This is a genomic window from uncultured Caballeronia sp., from assembly GCF_964243625.1.
In the GTDB taxonomy this organism is placed as follows: Bacteria; Pseudomonadota; Gammaproteobacteria; order Burkholderiales; family Burkholderiaceae; genus Caballeronia.
On sequence record NZ_CAXTGZ010000046.1, the window covers coordinates 1 to 19,299 of the forward strand.

The 19,299-nt window shown below is 60.1% G+C and carries 18 protein-coding genes; 9 read left to right on the top strand and 9 right to left on the bottom strand.

Annotation, left to right across the window (positions count from 1 at the left end):
- On the bottom strand, nt 1–398 hold a 398-nt coding region (locus ACFFAR_RS05120), incomplete at its 3' end, for a dienelactone hydrolase family protein (RefSeq protein ID WP_375507591.1).
- A 109-nt stretch (nt 399–507) separates the two neighbouring features.
- Between ACFFAR_RS05120 and ACFFAR_RS05125 the strand changes: the two genes are divergently transcribed.
- The gene (locus tag ACFFAR_RS05125; protein WP_174362878.1) at nt 508–1,230 is read left to right on the top strand and encodes a transporter substrate-binding domain-containing protein; all 723 of its coding nucleotides are present in this window, start codon (nt 508–510) and stop codon (nt 1,228–1,230) included.
- 13 nt (nt 1,231–1,243) lie between these two features.
- Here ACFFAR_RS05125 and ACFFAR_RS05130 read toward each other — a convergent pair whose 3' ends face one another.
- A complete protein-coding gene (locus ACFFAR_RS05130) occupies nt 1,244–3,655 on the bottom strand; it encodes a PAS domain-containing protein (RefSeq protein WP_174362877.1) in 2,412 nt (803 codons plus the stop codon).
- 183 nt (nt 3,656–3,838) lie between these two features.
- Here ACFFAR_RS05130 and ACFFAR_RS05135 point away from each other — a divergent pair, with 183 nt between their 5' ends.
- The gene (locus ACFFAR_RS05135; RefSeq protein ID WP_375507592.1) at nt 3,839–4,456 is read left to right on the top strand and encodes an ATP-binding cassette domain-containing protein; all 618 of its coding nucleotides are present in this window, start codon (nt 3,839–3,841) and stop codon (nt 4,454–4,456) included.
- 341 nt (nt 4,457–4,797) lie between these two features.
- Here the strand turns inward: ACFFAR_RS05135 and ACFFAR_RS05140 are convergent, their stop codons facing one another.
- Nucleotides 4,798–5,655 (bottom strand): DUF4148 domain-containing protein, encoded by an 858-nt coding sequence (locus ACFFAR_RS05140; RefSeq protein WP_174362875.1) that lies wholly within the window; start codon nt 5,653–5,655, stop codon nt 4,798–4,800.
- Nucleotides 5,656–5,852: 197 nt separating this feature from the next.
- On the opposite strand from ACFFAR_RS05140, the gene ACFFAR_RS05145 reads away from it, so the two are divergent.
- From ACFFAR_RS05145 to ACFFAR_RS05165, 5 genes are all read left to right on the top strand, one after another.
- On the top strand, nt 5,853–6,323 hold the full coding sequence (locus tag ACFFAR_RS05145; protein WP_375507593.1) for a transporter substrate-binding domain-containing protein: 471 nt from the start codon (nt 5,853–5,855) through the stop codon (nt 6,321–6,323).
- A gap of 115 nt (nt 6,324–6,438) precedes the next feature.
- Entirely contained in the window at nt 6,439–7,809 is a 1,371-nt protein-coding gene (locus tag ACFFAR_RS05150; protein WP_174362874.1) for a tetratricopeptide repeat protein, read from the top strand.
- 428 nt (nt 7,810–8,237) lie between these two features.
- Entirely contained in the window at nt 8,238–9,182 is a 945-nt protein-coding gene (locus tag ACFFAR_RS05155; protein WP_174362873.1) for an ATP-grasp fold amidoligase family protein, read from the top strand.
- A 120-nt stretch (nt 9,183–9,302) separates the two neighbouring features.
- Complete coding sequence (locus ACFFAR_RS05160; protein WP_174362872.1) at nt 9,303–9,908, top strand: DUF6875 domain-containing protein; 606 nt, start codon at nt 9,303–9,305, stop codon at nt 9,906–9,908.
- Complete coding sequence (locus ACFFAR_RS05165) at nt 9,905–10,630, top strand: MBL fold metallo-hydrolase (RefSeq protein WP_174362871.1); 726 nt, start codon at nt 9,905–9,907, stop codon at nt 10,628–10,630. Before ACFFAR_RS05160 ends, ACFFAR_RS05165 begins: the two co-directional genes overlap by 4 nt.
- A gap of 12 nt (nt 10,631–10,642) precedes the next feature.
- On the opposite strand, the gene ACFFAR_RS05170 is transcribed toward ACFFAR_RS05165, so the two are convergent.
- The 4 genes from ACFFAR_RS05170 to leuC all read right to left on the bottom strand — a co-directional run bounded on the left by ACFFAR_RS05170 (nt 10,643) and on the right by leuC (nt 15,276).
- Complete coding sequence (locus ACFFAR_RS05170) at nt 10,643–12,058, bottom strand: MFS transporter (RefSeq protein WP_062002310.1); 1,416 nt, start codon at nt 12,056–12,058, stop codon at nt 10,643–10,645.
- An 86-nt stretch (nt 12,059–12,144) separates the two neighbouring features.
- Nucleotides 12,145–13,212, bottom strand: a complete 1,068-nt coding sequence (gene leuB / locus ACFFAR_RS05175; protein ID WP_375507594.1) for a 3-isopropylmalate dehydrogenase — start codon at nt 13,210–13,212, stop codon at nt 12,145–12,147.
- Between the two features lie 43 nt (nt 13,213–13,255).
- Nucleotides 13,256–13,846 (bottom strand): 3-isopropylmalate dehydratase small subunit, encoded by a 591-nt coding sequence (leuD, locus tag ACFFAR_RS05180; RefSeq protein ID WP_375507595.1) that lies wholly within the window; start codon nt 13,844–13,846, stop codon nt 13,256–13,258.
- Nucleotides 13,846–15,276: a 3-isopropylmalate dehydratase large subunit gene (gene leuC, locus ACFFAR_RS05185; RefSeq protein ID WP_174364002.1), complete on the bottom strand. Its 1,431-nt coding sequence runs from the start codon at nt 15,274–15,276 to the stop codon at nt 13,846–13,848. Before leuC ends, leuD begins: the two co-directional genes overlap by 1 nt.
- Before the next feature lie 111 nt (nt 15,277–15,387).
- On the opposite strand from leuC, the gene gcvA reads away from it, so the two are divergent.
- A complete protein-coding gene (gene gcvA / locus ACFFAR_RS05190; protein WP_174364003.1) occupies nt 15,388–16,335 on the top strand; it encodes a transcriptional regulator GcvA in 948 nt (315 codons plus the stop codon).
- On the opposite strand, the gene ACFFAR_RS05195 is transcribed toward gcvA, so the two are convergent.
- Nucleotides 16,310–17,209 carry a LysR substrate-binding domain-containing protein gene (locus ACFFAR_RS05195; RefSeq protein ID WP_174364004.1) on the bottom strand — a complete coding sequence of 300 codons (900 nt, stop codon included), beginning with the start codon at nt 17,207–17,209 and terminating at the stop codon, nt 16,310–16,312. The genes gcvA and ACFFAR_RS05195 overlap by 26 nt on opposite strands.
- Nucleotides 17,210–17,294: 85 nt before the next feature.
- On the opposite strand from ACFFAR_RS05195, the gene ACFFAR_RS05200 reads away from it, so the two are divergent.
- A complete protein-coding gene (locus ACFFAR_RS05200) occupies nt 17,295–18,071 on the top strand; it encodes an NAD(P)H-dependent oxidoreductase (protein WP_174364005.1) in 777 nt (258 codons plus the stop codon).
- A gap of 10 nt (nt 18,072–18,081) precedes the next feature.
- Here the strand turns inward: ACFFAR_RS05200 and ACFFAR_RS05205 are convergent, their stop codons facing one another.
- The gene (locus ACFFAR_RS05205) at nt 18,082–18,987 is read right to left on the bottom strand and encodes a DUF72 domain-containing protein (RefSeq protein WP_174364006.1); all 906 of its coding nucleotides are present in this window, start codon (nt 18,985–18,987) and stop codon (nt 18,082–18,084) included.
- Between the last annotated feature and the right edge of the window lie 312 nt (nt 18,988–19,299).

Consider the following 19,299-nt stretch of genomic DNA (forward strand, 5'->3'; position numbering starts at 1 on the left):
GATACCTCCGGAATATTGCTTAGCGCGAGCAGCGTCAACGCGCCGCCCATGCAATAACCTGTAACAGCGACGCGCTCGGACTGCGTCTTCAGGTATTGCACCGCGCCACGAATGTCCTGGCCAGCGGCATCGCCAAAATCGAGTTCGGTCAGCAGATGGTTCGCCTCCGCCTCTTCGACGGTGGTCTTGCCGCGAAACAGATCAGGCACCAGCGCGATATACCCGGCCTGCGCGTACCGGTCGGCGACACCGCGAATCTGGTCGTTCAAGCCCCACCATTCCTGGATCACGACAATCGCGGGCGCGCCTTCGAGCTTTTGCGGCTTTGCCAGATAACCCTGTATCTCCTGCCCATCGGGGCGCTTAAAGCTGATCATTGATCCTGGTGTCTGTTTCATGACGGGGTCCTCGGTTAAACAGTTCAACGGGTGAACGGAACCGGTAGCATAGCGCTGACAATCGATTACTGCGTGTCTCCCTATTGGCAACATTCTCGAGCCTTTTCCCATGACAACTGACGCCTTCACCCCGACCGGCCGCCTGCGTGCATCCATCAATCTGGGCAATCCGATCCTCGCCAACGCGGATCCATCGACAGGAAAACCGATCGGGGTATCGGTGGATCTCGCCCGCGAATTCGGCAAGCGGCTGGGCTTGGAGGTCGAGCTGATCGTCTTCGATACCGCCGGCAAATCCGTCGAAGCCGTCGCCGATGAACGCGCCGACTTCGGCTTCTTCGCAATCGATCCGGTGCGTGGCGCGAGCATCGCGTTCACGGCGCCCTATGTGTTGATCGAAGGGTTTTATCTCGTGCGAGACGCTTCGCCGATTCGCGCGAATGCCGATGTCGATGAGGCGGCGAACCGCGTGGTGGTTGGCAAAGGCAGCGCGTACGACCTGTTCCTCACGCGCGAACTGAAGGCTGCGCAGATTGTGCGCGCGCCGTCGTCGCCCGCGGTGGTGCAGACGTTCATGGATCAGCAACTCGAGGTAGCGGCCGGCGTCAAGCAACAACTCGAAGCCGATGCCGCGAAGACTTCCGGCCTGCGTTTGCTCGATGAACGCTTCATGGTGATACAGCAGGCAATGGGCACGCCGAAAAGCCGTGGCGAGGACGCCGCGAAATTCCTGGCGGCGTTCGTGGAAGAGATGAAGACGTCGGGGTTTGTCGCCGATGCATTGAAGCGGCACGGAATTGCCGGTGCATCGGTGGCGCCGGGGACTGCATAGGCGCCACTGCTTCTCACGCCCCGAGCAACCCCTGCACTCTGTTCACGATCGCCTCGATGCTGAACGGCTTGGTGATCATCTGCATGCCTTCGCCGAGAAAACCGCCCGGCGCGACCGCCATTTCCGCATAGCCCGTCATGAAAAGAATCCGCAAGTGAGGACGCAACAGCTTCGCGGCATCGGCCATCTGACGGCCATTGATGCGTGGCAAACCTACGTCCGATACCAGCAGATCGATGCGCACCGGAGACCTCAGGATCTCGAGCCCCGACGGACCATCGGCAGCCTGCAGCACCGTATAACCCGCGTCCGAAAACACCTCGACGAGCAACCTCCGAACGTCGCTCTCGTCCTCCACGACCAGGATGGTCTCGCCGGAGCTTTCATGAAGCTGCGCGAGCGTGACCGGCGCGTGATCCGGGCTGTCCTTGCGATCGGTTTCCGGGAGGTACAGACGGATCGTCGTGCCTTGCCCGAGCTGGCTCGAAATGGACGCAAAGCCGCCGGATTGCCCGGCAAAGCCATACACCATCGACAAACCCAGCCCCGTCCCCTGCCCGAGCGGCTTCGTCGTGAAAAACGGCTCGAAGGCTTGCCGGACGACATCGGGCGGCATGCCCTCGCCCGAATCGGTCACGGCGATACAAATGAAACGGCCCGGCTTCAACTCGCGCTGCGCCGCGTGGGGTTCGTCGATGCTTTCGTGCGACGTGGAAATGGTCAGCGTGCCGCCGTTGGGCATGGCGTCGCGCGCGTTGATCGAGAGATTCAGCAGCGCGCTTTCAAGCTGGTTGGCATCGCAAACGGTCTTGCACGGCGTACCGTCCAGCTTGAGCACGATGTCCACCATCTCGCCGGTAGTACGCCGCAACAAGTCTGCAAGCGATGCCACCAGTTCGTTGGCATCGACCGGTATGGGATCGAGCGGCTGGCGCCGTGAAAACGCAAGCAGGCGATGCGTCAATGCCGCGGCTTTTTGCGCCGATGACATCGCCATCGAACAATAACGCTCGAGCCCGTCGGTGCGCCGCATGGACACGAGCCGCTGGATGAGTTCCAGCGGGCCCAGGATGCCCTGCAGCATGTTGTTGAAGTCATGCGCGAGGCCGCCAGTCAACTGGCCGACCGCTTCCATTTTCTGGCTCTGGCGAAGCTGCTGTTCAAGCAGGCGCTGTTGCGTCATATCGATACCAATGCCCGTTCGCCGCACCGGCACGCCTTCCAGATCGAAGTACGTGTGGCCGCGGGAGAGCACCGAGCGCACCGACCCATCGGGATGGTTGATCCGGTATTCGAGTTCCAGGTCGCCCGAGCGCAGCAAGCCGCCCGACATGGTGGCGCCGAGCGCCTTGAGATCGTCCGGATGCACGTTGGCCAGGAACAGCTCGCGCCTGATGCCTTTCGCTGCCTGGATTGCATCGATTCCATAGACTTCGGAGATGGCCTCGTCGCAGAAAAACTGGTCGCTCGCCACTTCGTACGTCCACGCGCCGACCCCGCTCACCGCCGATAACGCCAGGCGCGCAAAGTCCATGGAATCGCGCAGCGCGATCTCGCGCTCTCGTTCCTCGGTGACGTCGCGGCCTGTGCCGATCATGCGTTCGTTGTTCGGCTCGGGCGCGAGCTTCCACGCGATCCATCGCGGCGTTCCATCCGATGCAATCAGCCGGTTTTGAAAGTGCACCGGGCGACCGCTCGCGCGCATCTCCAGCACCGCGTCCATGGTCGCGCCAACGTCATCGGGATGCATGAACCCGGAGTACGGGCGCGACCTCAGCTCTTCTTCCGTGTACCCGAGCAGGCGGCTCCAGGCATTGCTCGCACGATGAATGCGGCCCTCGTAGTCCGCGCTGACCAGCAGGTCGTCCGTCAATTCCCACAGCCGGTCGCGCTCGGCCGTGCGTTCGAGCATCCGCTGCTCGAGTGTTTCGGTCAGCCTCACCTGCGCCGTGGTTTCAATGCCGACGTTGTACAGCCCGACGATCGCGCCGGATTCATCGCGGATTGGCGTGGCGCTGAAGTCCCAGTAGGTCGTTTCCAGTACTCCGTTGCGCACGAACCGGAGCTGGACCTTGCTGTTTTCGAATCCCGTGCCGTCCTTCATTGCCTGGTGGAAATCCGGCGCGACGACATCCCACGCGGCATCCCATACCTCGGCGACAGGCTTTCCCAGCGCCGCCGGATGGCGGTCGGCAAGCGACGCCGAATAAGCATCGTTGTAGAACATGCACAACTGCGGTCCCCACAGCACCGTGCTCAGAAGCGGCGAGTTGATGCACATGCCAACGGTTAGCCGCAGGGCTTGCGGCCACGTTTGCGGCGTGCCATGTGGCGTATCTTCCCACCGGTACGACCGCATCAACTCCCCGACTTCACCCCCTCCCTGCAGGAAATCGGGGCTATCGAGGCTCAAAACCTTGGTCAAGATTCAACTCCATTTGCTCACGTTCCGGCCGGAACACACGGATTACGTTACTGACAGATACTCACCGACGCGGCACTCAGGATCGGCCTCAGACCGATACTATGCAATATCAGCAGGATTCACCGCGCGTGGGCATTCCTGATGTGGCATCCATAACTTATCGCAATATCCAGACATCTACTCATGCTCAGATTTGAGAACCTCGGCAAACGCTATGCTGACCGCGTCATTTTCGAAGGGCTGAGCTATCGCGCCGGCCCGGGATGCATCGCACTGAACGATGATAGCGGCAGCGGCAAAACCACCCTGCTCGGCATGCTCGCCGGGACGATTCCCGCAGATTGCGGCGATGTGTGGATCGACGGACATTTGCATCGAGATGCTCCGGCCGAAGCAAAATCCGCGCTGGCCTTCATTCCCGATGACTGCCTGCCTGATTCATTGCAAACCGGACGCGCCTACTTGGAGCAGGTGGCGCTGGAGCGGAAGGCGTCAGTCGGGCGTGACGTGCTCGACCTTGCAGAGCGGTTCGGGCTGACGCCGCATCTGGGGAAACGCTTCGAGCAAATGTCGTTCGGCACGCGCAAGAAGGTCTTCTTGACCGCGGCGGTTATCGGCGATGCAAAGGTTGTGATCGCGGATGAACCCGTCGCCGGGCTGGACCCCAACGCTCGCGGCGTTCTGGTTGAGCTCTTCGGGATACTGGCGGAACGCCGTGTGGTGTTTTTTTCGAGTTATGACGCGGCTTTCACGCAAGCATGCAAGGCGCAAACGATTACCTTTGCCGACCTAAACGCTTAGTTCGATACTCTTTCCTTTCTGAAGCACGAGGCTGGGAAAATTCGATGCCTTCGTTCGATGCATTCGTTCGATGCATTCGATGAGGAACTCATGAAAGTAGGCTCCAATTAACGTTGGAATGAGAAATATGTCAAAAATCGCCGTTCGTAGCATCATTACTGAAATCTGCGTGCCATCGCTACCCCATGCGCTTCGGCGCTTTGCTCACCACATGAAGCACACGAGGCCCGATTGCCGGCCCATTGGGCTCGTGCTTTGTGTAACGACAGGAAATCAACGGGTTTGAAGGTTAGATTTCCTTGCGTTTTCCCGGTCGATCGATGCACGAACTGATCGTGGCTTTAGCGGTCCGGCGTCGCCGCAAGCGGCTTCGAAATCGTCGCAACGCCCGGACCCGCCGGATCCGGATTGCCAAAGCGCGGAAGGCTGCCATCGGTGCGGGCACGGTACAGCTCCGCCCGGACCTCCTCGCGACTCTTCGGCCCCGGTGACGATTCCACCATCGGCGCGGGCGCGGGTCGTGCAACGGGTTGCGCGGTAGGCTGAACAACTGGCGGGGGCACAATCACAGGTGCCGGCGCATGTGCGGCTTCGGGCACTGACTCGACCATGGACTTTGGTTTCTCGGCCGCCTCGGTGATTGGAGCTGCGGTCTCGACAGGTGTGATCCTGGATGTGTTCAGCTCTTCATGAGTGTTGCTCGCTTTGCGCGTGTGAATCGCTGCACGCTCGCGTTTGTCCGGGGTCCGCGTAGCCGTGCGGCTGGTTCTTTTGACCGGGAGCGAATCCGCTCGCAGCGGCGTTACCGCACCCTTGACAGCTGTCGACGGCGACGCGCTCTGCGTCATGCGTGCATCGAGTTCGTGCTGAAGCGCGAGCGCCTGCCGGTTGTTGATATCGAGCGCACGCGCAGCGCGAAGCAGCACTTCAGCCGATTGAAGATCGTTGCGCTGCAGGCTGTCGCGAACCGCCTGAAGAATGCGCGCCGGCGAAGGATCGGGGCGCACTTCCTTCGAGACCGCTCCGGACGCCGGCGCTCCGTCAGGCATGCCGCCCGCGGACCCGGAGTCGTCGTAGCCGTCGCTTATGGAGTGATCGTGATGAAGCGCGTTCTGGACGAATCTTGGCAGGTATGAAGTAACCGCAAGCGCGACGACAAAAACACCTGCGAAGACCAGCCTCTTTGGATGAGTGACCATGATGTATGCCCTGTAAAGCGCGAACATCCGCGTCCGCCGGACCGCAGCAATGTACGGTCCCAGGAAAGGCTGACAGAGGCGATGTTGATCCGGCCGCCGTGCGCCGGTGCCCTGCCACGAGCAACCTAATCCATTGACTACGCGCTCGGCTGGCGCGTGGATGCGCCAACATCCAGTCACTTTCAGACAACCGTGGTATGACCATTGGCGATGCAACCGACCCGCACGAGAACCTCTTGCGGCCAACGGCGCAGTTGCTTTACACGATTTGCACATTACGTTCGGCATGGATGTGCTTTGTGGAACAACTGCTCCTTGATACAGTCGCGTCGAGCGTTTTAGCGGGTATCGCAAGACATATCGCGAAAAGATCGACAAACAAAAAACAGCCAATAACCAAGCTTTCAAGGAGGCGCTGCCATAAAACTTTTGCAGTACCTGCTCCTCGCCGATGTCGGAACGCGAAGGTCGAGATCGCCGCGATCAGCAATTCGGCCGACAGTGAGTACTCCGGCGTCGTCATCCCGAAGAGTATTCCGCAGCTTCTGGCCGCCATCGACAAAGCACTCGCCAATATCAGAACGAACGGCACCTACACGCAGATATCGCAGAAGTATTCTGGAAAGAAAGAATGTATCGAAGTAATCTCGCGGTCAGCCCCCGGCTAGCCCCTTCACCCGTTCGTTCCCCGAGATTCGCGATATGCCGGCATGACTGCACTTGATGGGCGAGCCGCTGTGGCCGCTCCTGTACGATAAGGATGTCGGCGCTCAAGGAAACTGCATGACATACGACGCGCAAGGGCTCGTGATCTCTACAACCACCGGTGATGAAGCGGGCGATGCATACCGTTTCGCCATCGATGGATACCTGTACTACAAGGCCGACCTCGGTGCGCGTCTTGCCAAGCTGCTCGCGCAAGACCCCGGGTTCGTGATGGCCCACGTGCTGACGGGCTACTTCGCGATGATGCCGCTCAACGCTTCACATCTCGGGACCGCCCGGCAGGCGCTTGCACAAGCACAACGGTACGCCGTTCACGCGACCCATCGCGAGCGCTCGCACGTTGCGGCACTGGCGCACTGGATCGACGGTGACCTCGATCGCGCGCTCTCGGTCTGGGAAGAGATTCTGGCCGCTCACCCGCGCGACCTGCTCGCCTTGCGCGTTCACCACAACACCGCGTTCTGGTATGGGCTTCCGAAACGCATGCTGCATGAAATCACCAAGGTCATGCCGTACTGGAGCGATCAGCTTCCGGGCTATACAACCGTGCTGGCTTGCAATGCGTTTGCCCACGAGGAATGCGGTCAATACAATGCCGCCGAAAAAGCCGGCTGGTCGGCAATCGAGTCGGACCCGGGCAATCTTTGGGCAACACACGCGCTGACTCACGTCATGGAGATGCAGGGACGGCGTGACGAAGGCATCGCGTTCCTGAACCAGCTCGAACCGCACTGGGTAACCGCGAACAACTTCAAGCATCACCTGTGGTGGCATCGTGCGATGTTTCATCTTGAACGGCGCGAGTTCGATCAGGTCCTGGATCTCTACGACCAGCGTTTTCGCGACCTCTCCTCACCGTTGCTGCAAGCCGCTCCAGATTTGTATAACGATGTGCTGAACGCAACCTCGATGCTGTTCCGGCTGCAGCTCCACGGCATAAACGCAGGCAACCGATGGGATGAACTCGCGGATCTGGCCGAGGCCCGCATTGGCGACACGCTTGCGGCCCTGACGCTTCCGCACTGGATGATGGCGCTGGCCGGTGCAGAGCGATGGGAGGCGGCCGAGCGTTTGCTTCAAGGGATTCGCGACGCGGATTCAGTGCAGCGTGGCGAACGCCGGCAGATTCTCAGGAAAGCAGCCTTGCCGGTGAGTGAGGCCGTGTTGCTTCACGGGCGGCAGGAATACGCAGCAAGTGTCGACGCGATGCTTCCTGCGCTCAGCCAAATGCAGCGGCTTGGCGGCAGTCATGCCCAGCGCGATGTCTTCGAGCAACTGTTCATTGATGCTGTCATGAAGTCCGGACAAGACGATGTTCTGCGGCTTCATCTGAATCGTGCGCTCGCGACGCATCCGGTCGGACCGGCGGACCGGATTGGTTACGCTGCAGCGGCACGGCACGTCGGGATGACGCAGTCCAAGGTGTGAGGCGGCCGCACCCCGTCTTCCGCATTTCGTGTCGAACAAAAAACCTTTCGTGCGGGATTGCTGAACGCAAAGGGACGTAAGCATTTAGTAATCGTCTGACCGCGGAAAACAAGCAGCAACCGGCAAGCAACACCAATCAGGCTCATCCAGCAGCACATAGAGGCTGCAGGATCGGCAAAAAATGCGCTGCAACAAAAACCCGGTTTTCCAAATGCGCCAAGAGTTCCAGACTTTCGGCCACGCCAGTCTACAGGGCCGGTCGATCGCCTATGCTTCATTGCAGCATAAAGCCGGTTTGAAGGCGCGCGCGTAAAAACTCACCGCAGCATTTACCAGATTTCCGGACGACACATCTTTCGGTTGTCGCCTCCGCTTGTGCCCGACTACCCGCAATTTGATTTTAAGTAGTAAGCGAGGAGATTATGCCGATGAGCACCCCCGACGAGCTGGCGCATGCAACACATTTTCCGGCAGAGGCCCCCACGGAGAAAAAGCGCGGCGCCATCCGTAATCGCCTGGTTCGAGGGGTAAAGCGCTTTCTTCCCGATTATGTGTTCGTCATGATCTCGCATCGCAAGAGAGTCGGGCGTTTTCCCAATCTGCGAAATCCCACGACCTTCAATGAAATCGTTCTTGATCGTTGCCTTCATCCCAGACCGGTGTGGACCACGCTGACCGACAAGCTTGCCGTTCGTGACTACGTGGCAAGCAAGGTGGGCGAAAAGCATTTGATTCCCCTCATTGCAGTGCCCGATGTTTTCACGCGGGAAGTATTCGACTCGCTTCCCGCTTCGTTCGTCATGAAAGCGAATCACGGATGCGGATTCGTGAAGGTGGTCCGGGACAAGTCCACGGTGTCGTTCGAGCAACTTAGCCGTCTCGCGGATGAATGGCTGGCGACCGATTTTTATCAAGCGTCACGCGAGCGGCATTATCGGCCGATCAAGCCCCGGCTCTACTTCGAGAAGTTGTTGCTCGACAAGAGCGGCATGGTCCCCGCCGATTTGAAAATGAATATCTTCGGCCGCAAGCAAGGCGAGCCGTTCATCTATACGGGCGTGGTCTCCGACCGCTTCGGCAGTCCAAGACACGACTTCTACGACGCGCGCTGGAACCGGCTCGACTTCGAGCTGGGCGGATACCCGCGCAGCGCGGTCCCCGCTCCGCCGTTGCCGAACTGGGACGAGATCGTCAGGATCGCCTCGGTCTTGTCAGAAGGGCTCGGTTATGTGCGCGTGGACCTTTATGCGCCGGACAACGAAATATTCTTCGGCGAACTGACGTTCACGCCGGGCGCTGGCGTCTCGCGTTTTACGCCCGACGATCTCGACTATGACTGGGGCCGGTTGATCAGGGAAATGCCGGCATCGTAAGTGACGAATGAAACACGAGCCCTTGAGACAGGCATAAACACCGTGGCGATCGCAAAACTAAATCCTGATAAATCGCGCGTCTATCTGGTGATCCGAATTCAGCATCGATGAGGTTGGACCATGGCAACAGGCCTGTCAGATTCAGAACGTCTGTCTCTTGAAGAAGCCTCAACCGACGAAGGCTTCTCCAGGATTCTCGGCTGGATCGAACATTTTCTTTGCGCCCCTAACACCGAGCTCGGAAGGCTCGGGGACGTATGTCCGTTTGCAAAGACTGCGATGCTGAAAAGGTCGGTCGAGTTCTACAGAAATCGTTCCAGCAGCGTTCCGGGTCTCCTGGCGGACCTGGAATTGCACATGGAGGAATTCCTGCAAGCCGGCTCGACGCAGGACGTCTACCGTTGCCGGATCATCGTGCCGTCCGGAGTCGACGACATCGTAAGCGCAGTAGAATATGTCCAGAAGCAACTGAAGCCGGCGTTTGTTGAACGGCACCTGATGATTGGTCAGTTCTTTCAGGAATGCGCGGAACCTGGGCTTTGGAACAAGGAATTTCGCCCGCTGCAAGCGCCGGTTCCATTGATTGCCATCCGCAACATGGTGCCAACGGATATTGCGTTCCTGTACGACGATGAAAACTACGTGCGCGCATACCTGGAAAAATTCGGAAGGCGCGGAAGCATCGCCCTTCGCCAATTCGAGACTGCAATGGAGGCGCATAAATGAAGTCGTCGAAAGTTGATGTTTTTGCGGACCATGTCTACAGAAACAATATCTTCATCGAGAAGCTCGACCTGGGTTTCTCGCAGTTTTTCCTGAAGTCTCCGACTGGCGATACCCTCTGTATCGAGACCGGAATGCGAGGCGACTTCCCGCTGATGAAGTCGAACTTGCTGTCTGCCGGCATAGATGTCGCAACGGTCAACAGCGTCATTGTTCCTCACTTCGAAGCCGATGAAATGGGCGCCCTGCCCGACTTCATCTCACTCAACAAGAATCTGGTTGCGTACGCTCATCCGATCTGCTCGCATGCGCTTGCGGATATTTTCTCCGTCAAGACAAAACCTTTGAAGGACGAAGTCCCGATCACCATCGGCGGTGAAGTGCTCGTTCCGATTTTCGCGAAGCACGTTCACCAGTGGGACGCGCTGATCATCTACGTTCCTCGGCTCAAGGCGCTTTTCTCATCCGACGTCTTCATGCGGTACGGACCCGTGGAAGAACGCCCGGGCGACCCCGTGCAGGAGATCGTGGCGTCGATAGAAAACTCCGGATACCTTCCGTCCATCGAATACTTGCATGCTGCGTTGAAGAAGATCAAGAAATACGACATTGAATGGATCTTCCCCATGCACGGCCCCGCCATTCACAATAACGTCGCGGCAACCATCGACGGTCTCATTGAGTACTGCCTCAAGGACCGGCATAAGGAAACGGTTGAAGGGTAAAGCGCAGCCGTTTCACTGCGAGAGTTCCTCCAGGCTGCGGTTGAGCGTCCGCGGACCAAACACGCCGACCGCCGTGATCATCACGAGCATCGCCGCGCCGATAAACAACGCCACGCCCATCGTGCCGCCCTCGCGCAGGAAAAAGCCGATCAGCAAACCTGCGAGCGCGGCGCTGACGCGGCTCCATGAATAGACGAAGCCGATCGCCCGGGCACGTATGCGAGTGGGATATTGCTCCGCCTGGAAACCATGGAAGACAAACGAGATCCAGTTGTTGAAGAGCGTCACCAGCACGCCGAACACGATGATCCAGAGCGGATCGGTCTGCTTCGCAAAGAACATCATGAAGATGCCGATCCCCACGCCCGCGCTGACGATCTGCCACTTGCGCTCCATCTTGTCCGCGATCCAGATGCCGAGCAACGGACCCACCGGATTGGCAAGCGCAATGATGAATGCGTACTGAAGGCTCGCGGTGACGTGAATGCCCTTCGATATCAGCAACGTGGGCACCCACGCGCCAAAGCCGTAGAACGCAATGGTCTGCGTCAGGTTGAAAACAGACAGGACGAGCGTGCGTTTGCCATAAGGCGGCTTGAACAGTTCGGAGAATTTTCCGTCGCCAACGACGGGCTCCGAGCGCTGTGCGGGCGGCAGCTTCGCCATGCCGGCTTCGCGCGCAATCTTCGTCTCCAGGTCACGCATGATGCGTTCGGCCTCGCCCTCATGCCCATGCAGCGACAGCCAGCGCGGGCTTTCGGGCAGCCCGAGCCGCAGCCACCAAGCGGCAATGGCGCCGACCGAAGCGATCGCCGCAACCCAGCGCCATCCATCGATACCAAACGGACTGATCGGCACCAGCAGCCAGCCGAGCAGCGCCACCACCGGCACGATCAGGAACTCGATGAACTGGTAGAACGCAAAGGCCTTGCCGCGTCCCTGTGGCGGCACGAGCTCGGTCAGGAACGTATCGATCGTCACCTGTTCCAGCCCGACGCCGATCGCCGCGACAAAACGGCAGATATCGACGCCCGCGGCATGCGTCTGGCACGCCATCACAGCGGTCGCGAGCGAATACCAGATGAGCGAGAAGGTGAACATCGAGCGGCGTCCAAGCCGGTCTGCAATCGACCCGAAGACCATGCAGCCAAGCCACATGCCGGCAAACGTGCAAAAGACAAAGAAGCCGATACCGTTGATGCCGAAAAAACCCACCGAGCCGCTGCTGAACATGCCGCTCCTGACGAGCCCCGGCGCAATGTAGGCTGTCATGAAGAGGTCGTACAGCTCGAAGACGCCGCCAAGCGAGATCAGGAACACCAGCCGCCAGAGGGTGCGCGTAAATGGCAGCCGGTCGAGCCGCGCCGCCACCTGGCCGGCGTACGTGTCCGCGACGGCGATCGTCGTATCGGCATAGATATCTGTCATCTTCGTCTCCACATGGCGTGCATTTTGCCGCCATGATCTATTTTTTTGAGGCGGCGCCGGCATGGCTGCGCCGGTGTGCTACGTGTTCATCGGCCCAGCGCGGCCAGTACTGCTTCGCCCATCTCTCGCGTGCCGACTCTCTTCGTGCCCGGCTGATGGATGTCCGCGGTACGGTAGCCATCGGCAAGAACCGAACTCACAGCGCGGCGAATGCGGTCGCCCGCTTCGGGCAGGTCGAACGAAAGACGCATCATCATCTCGACCGAGAGGATCGCAGCCAGCGGATTCGCGATGTCCATCCCCGCAATGTCAGGCGCCGTGCCGTGTACCGGTTCGTACAAACCAAGCCGCCCGCTTGCAAGCGAAGCCGAAGGCAACATGCCGATGGAACCCGTCAGCATGGCGGCCGCGTCCGAGAGAATGTCGCCGAAGACGTTGCCCGTCACGATCACGTCGAACTGACGCGGGTTGCGCATCAGCATCATCGCGGCTGCATCCACGAAGGTGTGTGTCAGTTCCACGTCGGGATATTCCCGGCCGACTTCCGTCATGACCTCGCGCCAGAGCTGCATGGTTTCGAGCACATTGGCCTTGTCGACGGAGCAGACTTTGCGGTTACGCGTTCGCGCCGCACGAAAGGCCGCATGTCCGATTCGCCGCACTTCGGATTCGGTATATCGCATGGTGTTGACGCCGACCCGTTCGCCGTTTTCTATTGTTACGCCCCGCGGTTCGCCAAAGTAGAGGTCGCCGGTCAGTTCGCGCAGGATCAGGATGTCGAGGCCATCGACAATCTCGCGCTTGAGGCTCGAGGCATCGGCGAGTTCCGGGAAGAGAAACGCGGGGCGAAAGTTGGCAAAGAGACCCAGCGCCTTTCGCAGACGCAAAAGGCTCGCGCCCGGGCGCATGTCGAAGGGAATCTTCTCGTCGCCCGGTTCGCCTGCGGCGCCGAACAGGATCGCGTCGGACTTGCGCGCGATGTCGAGCGTCGCCGCCGGCAGCGGATCGCCCGCTGCTTCCACGCCCGCGCCGCCTATGGGCGCATGGCTGATTTCAAGCGCCGCGCTTTTTGGCACGACCGCCTGCAGCACCTTGAGCGCCTCCGCCGTGACTTCCTTGCCGATCCCATCGCCCGCCAGTACAGCAACTTTCATTTCCGGTCCTTTACATGAACGTGATTGAATATCGCGGCGGCACTCAGTACGCGTAGCTGCGCTCGAATGCCTCGATCCGGTCGAGTTGAGTGAGGGTGTAGCCGAGTTCGTCGAGACCTTCCTTCAGGCAACGCTTCTGATAGGCATCGATACTGAATGTATGCGATACACCGTCCGGCGTGGACACGGTTTGCGCATCGAGATCGACGCTTACATGCAGGCCAGGGCTCGCCTCGATCTTGCCGATCATTTCGTCGACGACATCAGCGGCCAGCAGCACGATCAACAGTCCGTTCTTCGATGCGTTCGACGCAAAGATGTCCCCCACGCTAGGCGCAATCACCGCGCGCACGCCGTAGTCGTACAGCGCCCAGACCGCGTGCTCGCGCGACGAGCCGCACGCGAAGTTCTCCTTCGCGACCACGATCCTCGCCGGCTGATAAGCGGGCAGATTGAGCAGGAAGCCGGCTTTTTCAGAACCGTCCGCGTGGTATCGAAGGTCGCGGAAAAGGTAATTGCCAAAATTGTCCGAGCGCGGTTTCTGCAGGTATCGTGCAGGCACGATCTGATCGGTGTCGCAGTTCGGGCGCGCAACCGGCAGTGCGACCGCATCGAGATAATCGAAGGCTTCCATCAGATTTCCCCGGCAAGCATGGGCCGCACGTCGGTCAGACGCCCGCTCAACGCGGCGGCGGCGACCATCACAGGGCTCATCAGGTGAGTGCGCGAACCGGGACCTTGCCGGCCGACGAAATTGCGATTGGTGGTCGAGGCGCTGCGCTGCCCCGGCGCAACGGTGTCGCCATTGGTGCCGAGGCACATCGAGCAGCCGGCTTCGCGCCACTGGAAACCAGCGTCCTTGAAGATCCGGTCGAGACCCAGCGCTTCCGCTTCCTGCTTGACGAGGCCCGAGCCCGGCACCACCCAGGCTTCGACCGATTTCGCGACCTTGCGTCCCTTGACCACGGCGGCAGCCGCCTGCAGATCCTCGATGCGGCCATTCGTACACGAGCCTATAAATGCGCGGTCGATGGTCAGGCCATCGAGCGTCATACCGGGAGTAAGGCCCATGTAATCCATGGTGCGCTGCATCGCGGCACGCTTCTCGGCACTAGGCGCGTTTGCGGGATCGGGCACGCGGGCATCTATGGGCAGCGCGTCTTCGGGGCTGTTGCCCCAGGTGACCATGGGTTGCAAGGTGCTGACATCGAGCGTGATCTCCTTGTCGTACGACGCCCCTGCGTCCGATGCAAGCCCGCGCCAGCGCGCCACCTCCTCGTCCCAGCGCGCGCCTTGCGGCGCAAACGGCTTGCCTGCGAGATAGTGGAACGTGGTGTCGTCGGGGGCCATCATGCCGGCGCGGCCGCCTGCTTCTATCGACATGTTGCAGATGGTGAAGCGGCCTTCCATCGACAAACTTTCAATGACCGGCCCCGCATATTCGATCACATGGCCGGTCGCGCCGCCCGCGCCGATCCTTGCGATGATCGCGAGAATCACGTCCTTCGCGCCCACGCCCGCAGGCAGCGTGCCCTCGAGCGCAATGCGCAGCGCCTTCGGTTTGCGCTGCCACAAGGTCTGCGTTGCGAGCACATGCGCCACCTCCGTCGCGCCAATGCCGAACGCCAGTGCGCCGACTGCGCCATGCGTGGACGTATGACTGTCGCCGCACACGATCAGCATGCCGGGGCGGCTCAGGCCCTGTTCGGGGGCGACGACATGGACGATCCCCTGGCGCACGTCATCGAGGCCGAAGAAGGTGATGCCGAGGCTTTTGGTGTCGTCGCGCAGGGCGTTGGCCATTGCGCGCTTCTCGGGGTCGGTTATGCTCGCAAGATCGCGGCTGCCGGTGGGCACATAATGATCGGGGGTGGCGAATCCGCGTTGTGGCGCGTGCGCTTTCAGGCCGCGCTGGCGCAGCATTTCGAACGCGGGCGCCGATCCGTCCTGCAGGAAATGACTGTCGACGTAAAGCAGGCTCTGGCCGTCTTCACGCTCGAGGACGTGATGCTGGCTCCAGATCTTGTCGAATAACGTTTTTGGTGCCGGGGAAGTTTGGTTCACTGCGTTGTCTCCGTCTTTGTCAGCGTTGTTTCCTGCGCTGTTGAGACGATGATAGGCAGTTCTGTCTCCCGTGCAACGATCGATATATCATGGGCGGCATGAGAAAATCTCATGCGAAATATGCGACGAAAACTTCCTCCTCTCAATGCATTGCGCGCTTTCGAAGCCTCCGGGCGCTACCTGAGTTTCACCGGCGCGGCGAAGGAACTTCTCGTGACACAAGGCGCGATCAGCCGCCATGTGTCGCTGCTGGAGGACTGGCTCGGGGTGAAGCTTTTCTTGCGCACGCATCGGGGCATAGAACTTACCCGTAAGGGCGAAACCTATATCCGTGCGCTGAGCAGCGTGTTCGACCAGATCGACTACGCGACGCGAGAAGCGCGTGACGACGCGGACGGTTCGGTCTTGCGGCTGAAGTTGCCGCCCACCTTCGCCATGCGCTGGCTGGTCCCGCGCCTCACGCGATTCAAGTCGCTGCATCCGAAGATCGATATTCAGGTCGTCACCTCTCACGAGCCCGCGAATTTCCGGCGCGAGGATATCGATGTCTCCGTGCATTCCCATCCTTTTCCTCCCGAGGGCGCGGGTCACCGCCGGTTGCTGGGCGAAGTGCTGATGCCGGTGTGCAGTCCATCCTTGCTCGAACGCGGACCTGCGTTGCGAACCCCCGGGGATCTTGCGCATCACACGTTGCTTTCATCGAGGAATCGTCCGATGGACTGGTCGCGCTGGATGATCGAAGCCGGGATGACGGAGCTGGAAAGCGAGGGGCACATTGATTTCGATAACGCGGCGCTCGCGTATCAGGGCGCCATAGATGACCTGGGCGTGATGATTGCGGTGCGCGCGTTGATCGAAGATGACTTGCGTAGCGGACGGCTGGTCTCGCCGTTTGATCTGCAGGTTTCCACGCCAGGGGCGTATTACCTCGCGTGCTCGCAGGTTGGAGCGAAGTCGCCGCAACTCGAGGCGTTTGAAGCGTGGCTGGTTTGGGAAGCCGTGGACTATGAGCGCGGCTTGTCGGCCCCGGCCATCACCGGTTCACCCCCGCCACAATGAACTCCCTCAACCATCGATGCGCGGCGTCCCTGTGCGACCGCTCATGCCAGAGCATGGCCAGGTCGTAGCCGGGAACATCGACGGGTGCTTCGACCACGCGCAGCGTGCTGACGTTGCGGACCAGCCGCGACGGCATCATCGCGACAAGGTCCGTGCTCGCCAGCACCTGCATCATGAACAAGAAATGCGGTACGGAAAGCACGACCCGGCGCGTCAGGCCGGCGTCGGCAAGCGCCTCGTCCGTGATACCGCGAAACCCGCCGCCATCCGTCGATACGATCACATGCTCGAGCGCGCAAAATTGCGCGAGCGTCGGCCGGCGCTTCAAACGCGGATGACCCGCACGTCCGGCCAGCACGTATCGCTCGGTGAAAAGCACCCGCCTGTGCAGGCCTTCCGGCGCGCCTTCGCTGGTATGAAACGCGAGGTCGATCTCCCCGCGTTCCGCTTGCCGCGCAATCCGCGACGGTGACATTTCCATGATTGCCAGCCGTGTGCCGGGCGCAGCCGTCCGCAATCCGGCCATCGCGGGTAACAGCACAGTGGATTCGGCATAGTCGGCAGCCGCCACGCGCCAGGTGTTGCTTGCTTCGGCAGGACTGAAAGGACTCGCCGGCGCCACCGCGCGCCCGAGCGCTTCGAGTGCCTGCCGCAACGGTTCGCGCAACTCGTCGGCTCTTGTCGTGGGCCGCATGCCTCGCGGTCCCGGCAACAACAACGGATCGCCGAACACATCGCGCAACTTCGCGAGATGAACGCTCACCGACGGCTGCGAAAAGTTCAGGCGCTCTGCTGTGCGCGTCACGTTGTGCTCCGAAAGCAGGACGTCGAGCGTCAGCAAGAGGTTCAGATCGAGACGCCTGAGATCATTCATGGCAATACCTGGCATGTTGGATATTCATTTCCACTATACCGGACGACGGTCTACGCTGCTTCTTTCAGCACTGAAGGGTCGAACCATGAACGTTCTTATTGTCTATGCACATCCCGAACCGAAGTCACTGAATGGTTCGCTGATGGATTTCGCGGTCACACGCTTGGAGAATGCAGGTCACGCAGTGAAGGTATCGGACCTGTATGCAATGAAGTGGAAAGCATCGCTCGACGCCAGGGACAGCATGGACGGGCAAGCCTCCGAACGTTTCGACCCCGCGCTCGACTCGAAGCTCGCATTCGAGAACGGCCGCCAGACCAGGGACATCGCAGAGGAACAGGACAAGCTGCGCTGGGCGGATGCGGTGATCCTGCAGTTTCCGCTGTGGTGGTTCTCCATGCCGGCAATCCTGAAAGGCTGGGTGGAACGCGTCTACGCTTACGGCTTTGCGTACGGCGTAGGCGAGCACTCGGACAAGCACTGGGGCGACCGTTATGGCGAAGGCACGCTGGCCGGAAAACGGGCGATGCTCATGGTGACTACGGGCGGCTGGGCATCCCATTACGCCGCACGCGGCATCAATGGTCCGATAGACGACCTCCTGTTCCCCATCCAGCATGGGATTCTCTATTACCCGGGCTTCGATGTGCTGCCGCCCTTCGTGATTTATCGGACGGGGAAAGTGGACGAGGCGCGATTCGCGAAAGCGCTCGATGCACTCGGACAACGTCTCGATGCCCTTTGGACCGCCAAGCCGATTGCGTATCGCCGGCAAAACGCCGGGGCGTACGACATTCCCGAACTCACATTACGCGCCGATATGGCGCCGGGCCAGGCGGGTTTCGGCGTGCACATCGAGTAAGCTTTCAATGTCACGCGTGGTCGAGAAACCCCATCAGCTTCAACGCGTTCCGTTGTCCCTGGTCTTCGTAATTGGTGTTGAAGATCACGTGGGTCATATCCACGGCTTTCGAGATCTCGATGATCTGGCTCGCGATGGGATCGAGTTCTTCGTCGTTGTACTCGTAGTGGAATCTCGACGACGACGCCACCGCCCCCTTGATATTCCACGTCTCGTGATTGCGCCCGTGCAGACGGATCAATGCGAGCCCCGGGTGTGTTGTTTCCCAGATGGCCGGAATGCTGTTGCTGAATCCCTGCGGTTCGTCGACCACCACGTTCACCAGTCCGCGCTCGCGCTCCATGGCGAGCGTGGAGTCGCGGCGCTTTGCATCGAACCATGTCTGATTGCGGAATTCGACCGCCATGGTGTAGCCGTCCATGGCGCTCATGACGTCCGCACAATGCTCGACATGGCGGATGCCATGCGGATTGCAGATCACCCACGGCGCAAACTGGAAGTGCACCGCGCCGAGCTTGCCCGAAGCACGCAATGGTTCGATGGCTTCGAAATACCGGCACCACAATTCCTGCTGCATTTCCGCCGATAAATCCTTGTAGTACAAGCTCGTCTTGCCATTCTGCGGCAGGTGCGACTGCATGTCGGGGGGAAACATGTCGCGCGCAGTCTGATGACCGGTGAACAACCGGAACGCCTTGATGTTGAAAACGAATTCCGGCGACGTTCGCTCAGCCCATAGCACCGAATTTGTCGCGTTCGGCATGGCGTAGTAACTCGAATCCACTTCCACGATCGGAAAAATGGACGCGTAATGGCGCAAGCGCGCTTCCGCGCTCGAACACCCCGGCGGATAAAAACGCTTGCACTTGATGAGCGTGGGATCCGTCCATGACGCCGTGCCGACCAGGATGCTCACAGCACTTGTCCTCGTTGATGTATTGATCGCATGTTGGCGTTCGCGCCCAATATCAATTGTTTCCGGTGGAATCAGAATGCGAACGAAACACTGTACATCCATACAGTCTTAATTGGCAAGTTCAGCGTACGGGAAATCGAAGGCGGGGACTTTGGTCAGTAGGGGAAGAGCTTCGTGCAGCCTAAACATGGGTGTCCGCCCGCTCCACCATTCAATAAGTCAGGCCGAGACTCACCGTCCAGCCGCTGACGTGGGGACCAAACAGATACGCCCCGCCCACACGCACGTGTTTGGCCTGAGCGTCGTCTCTTG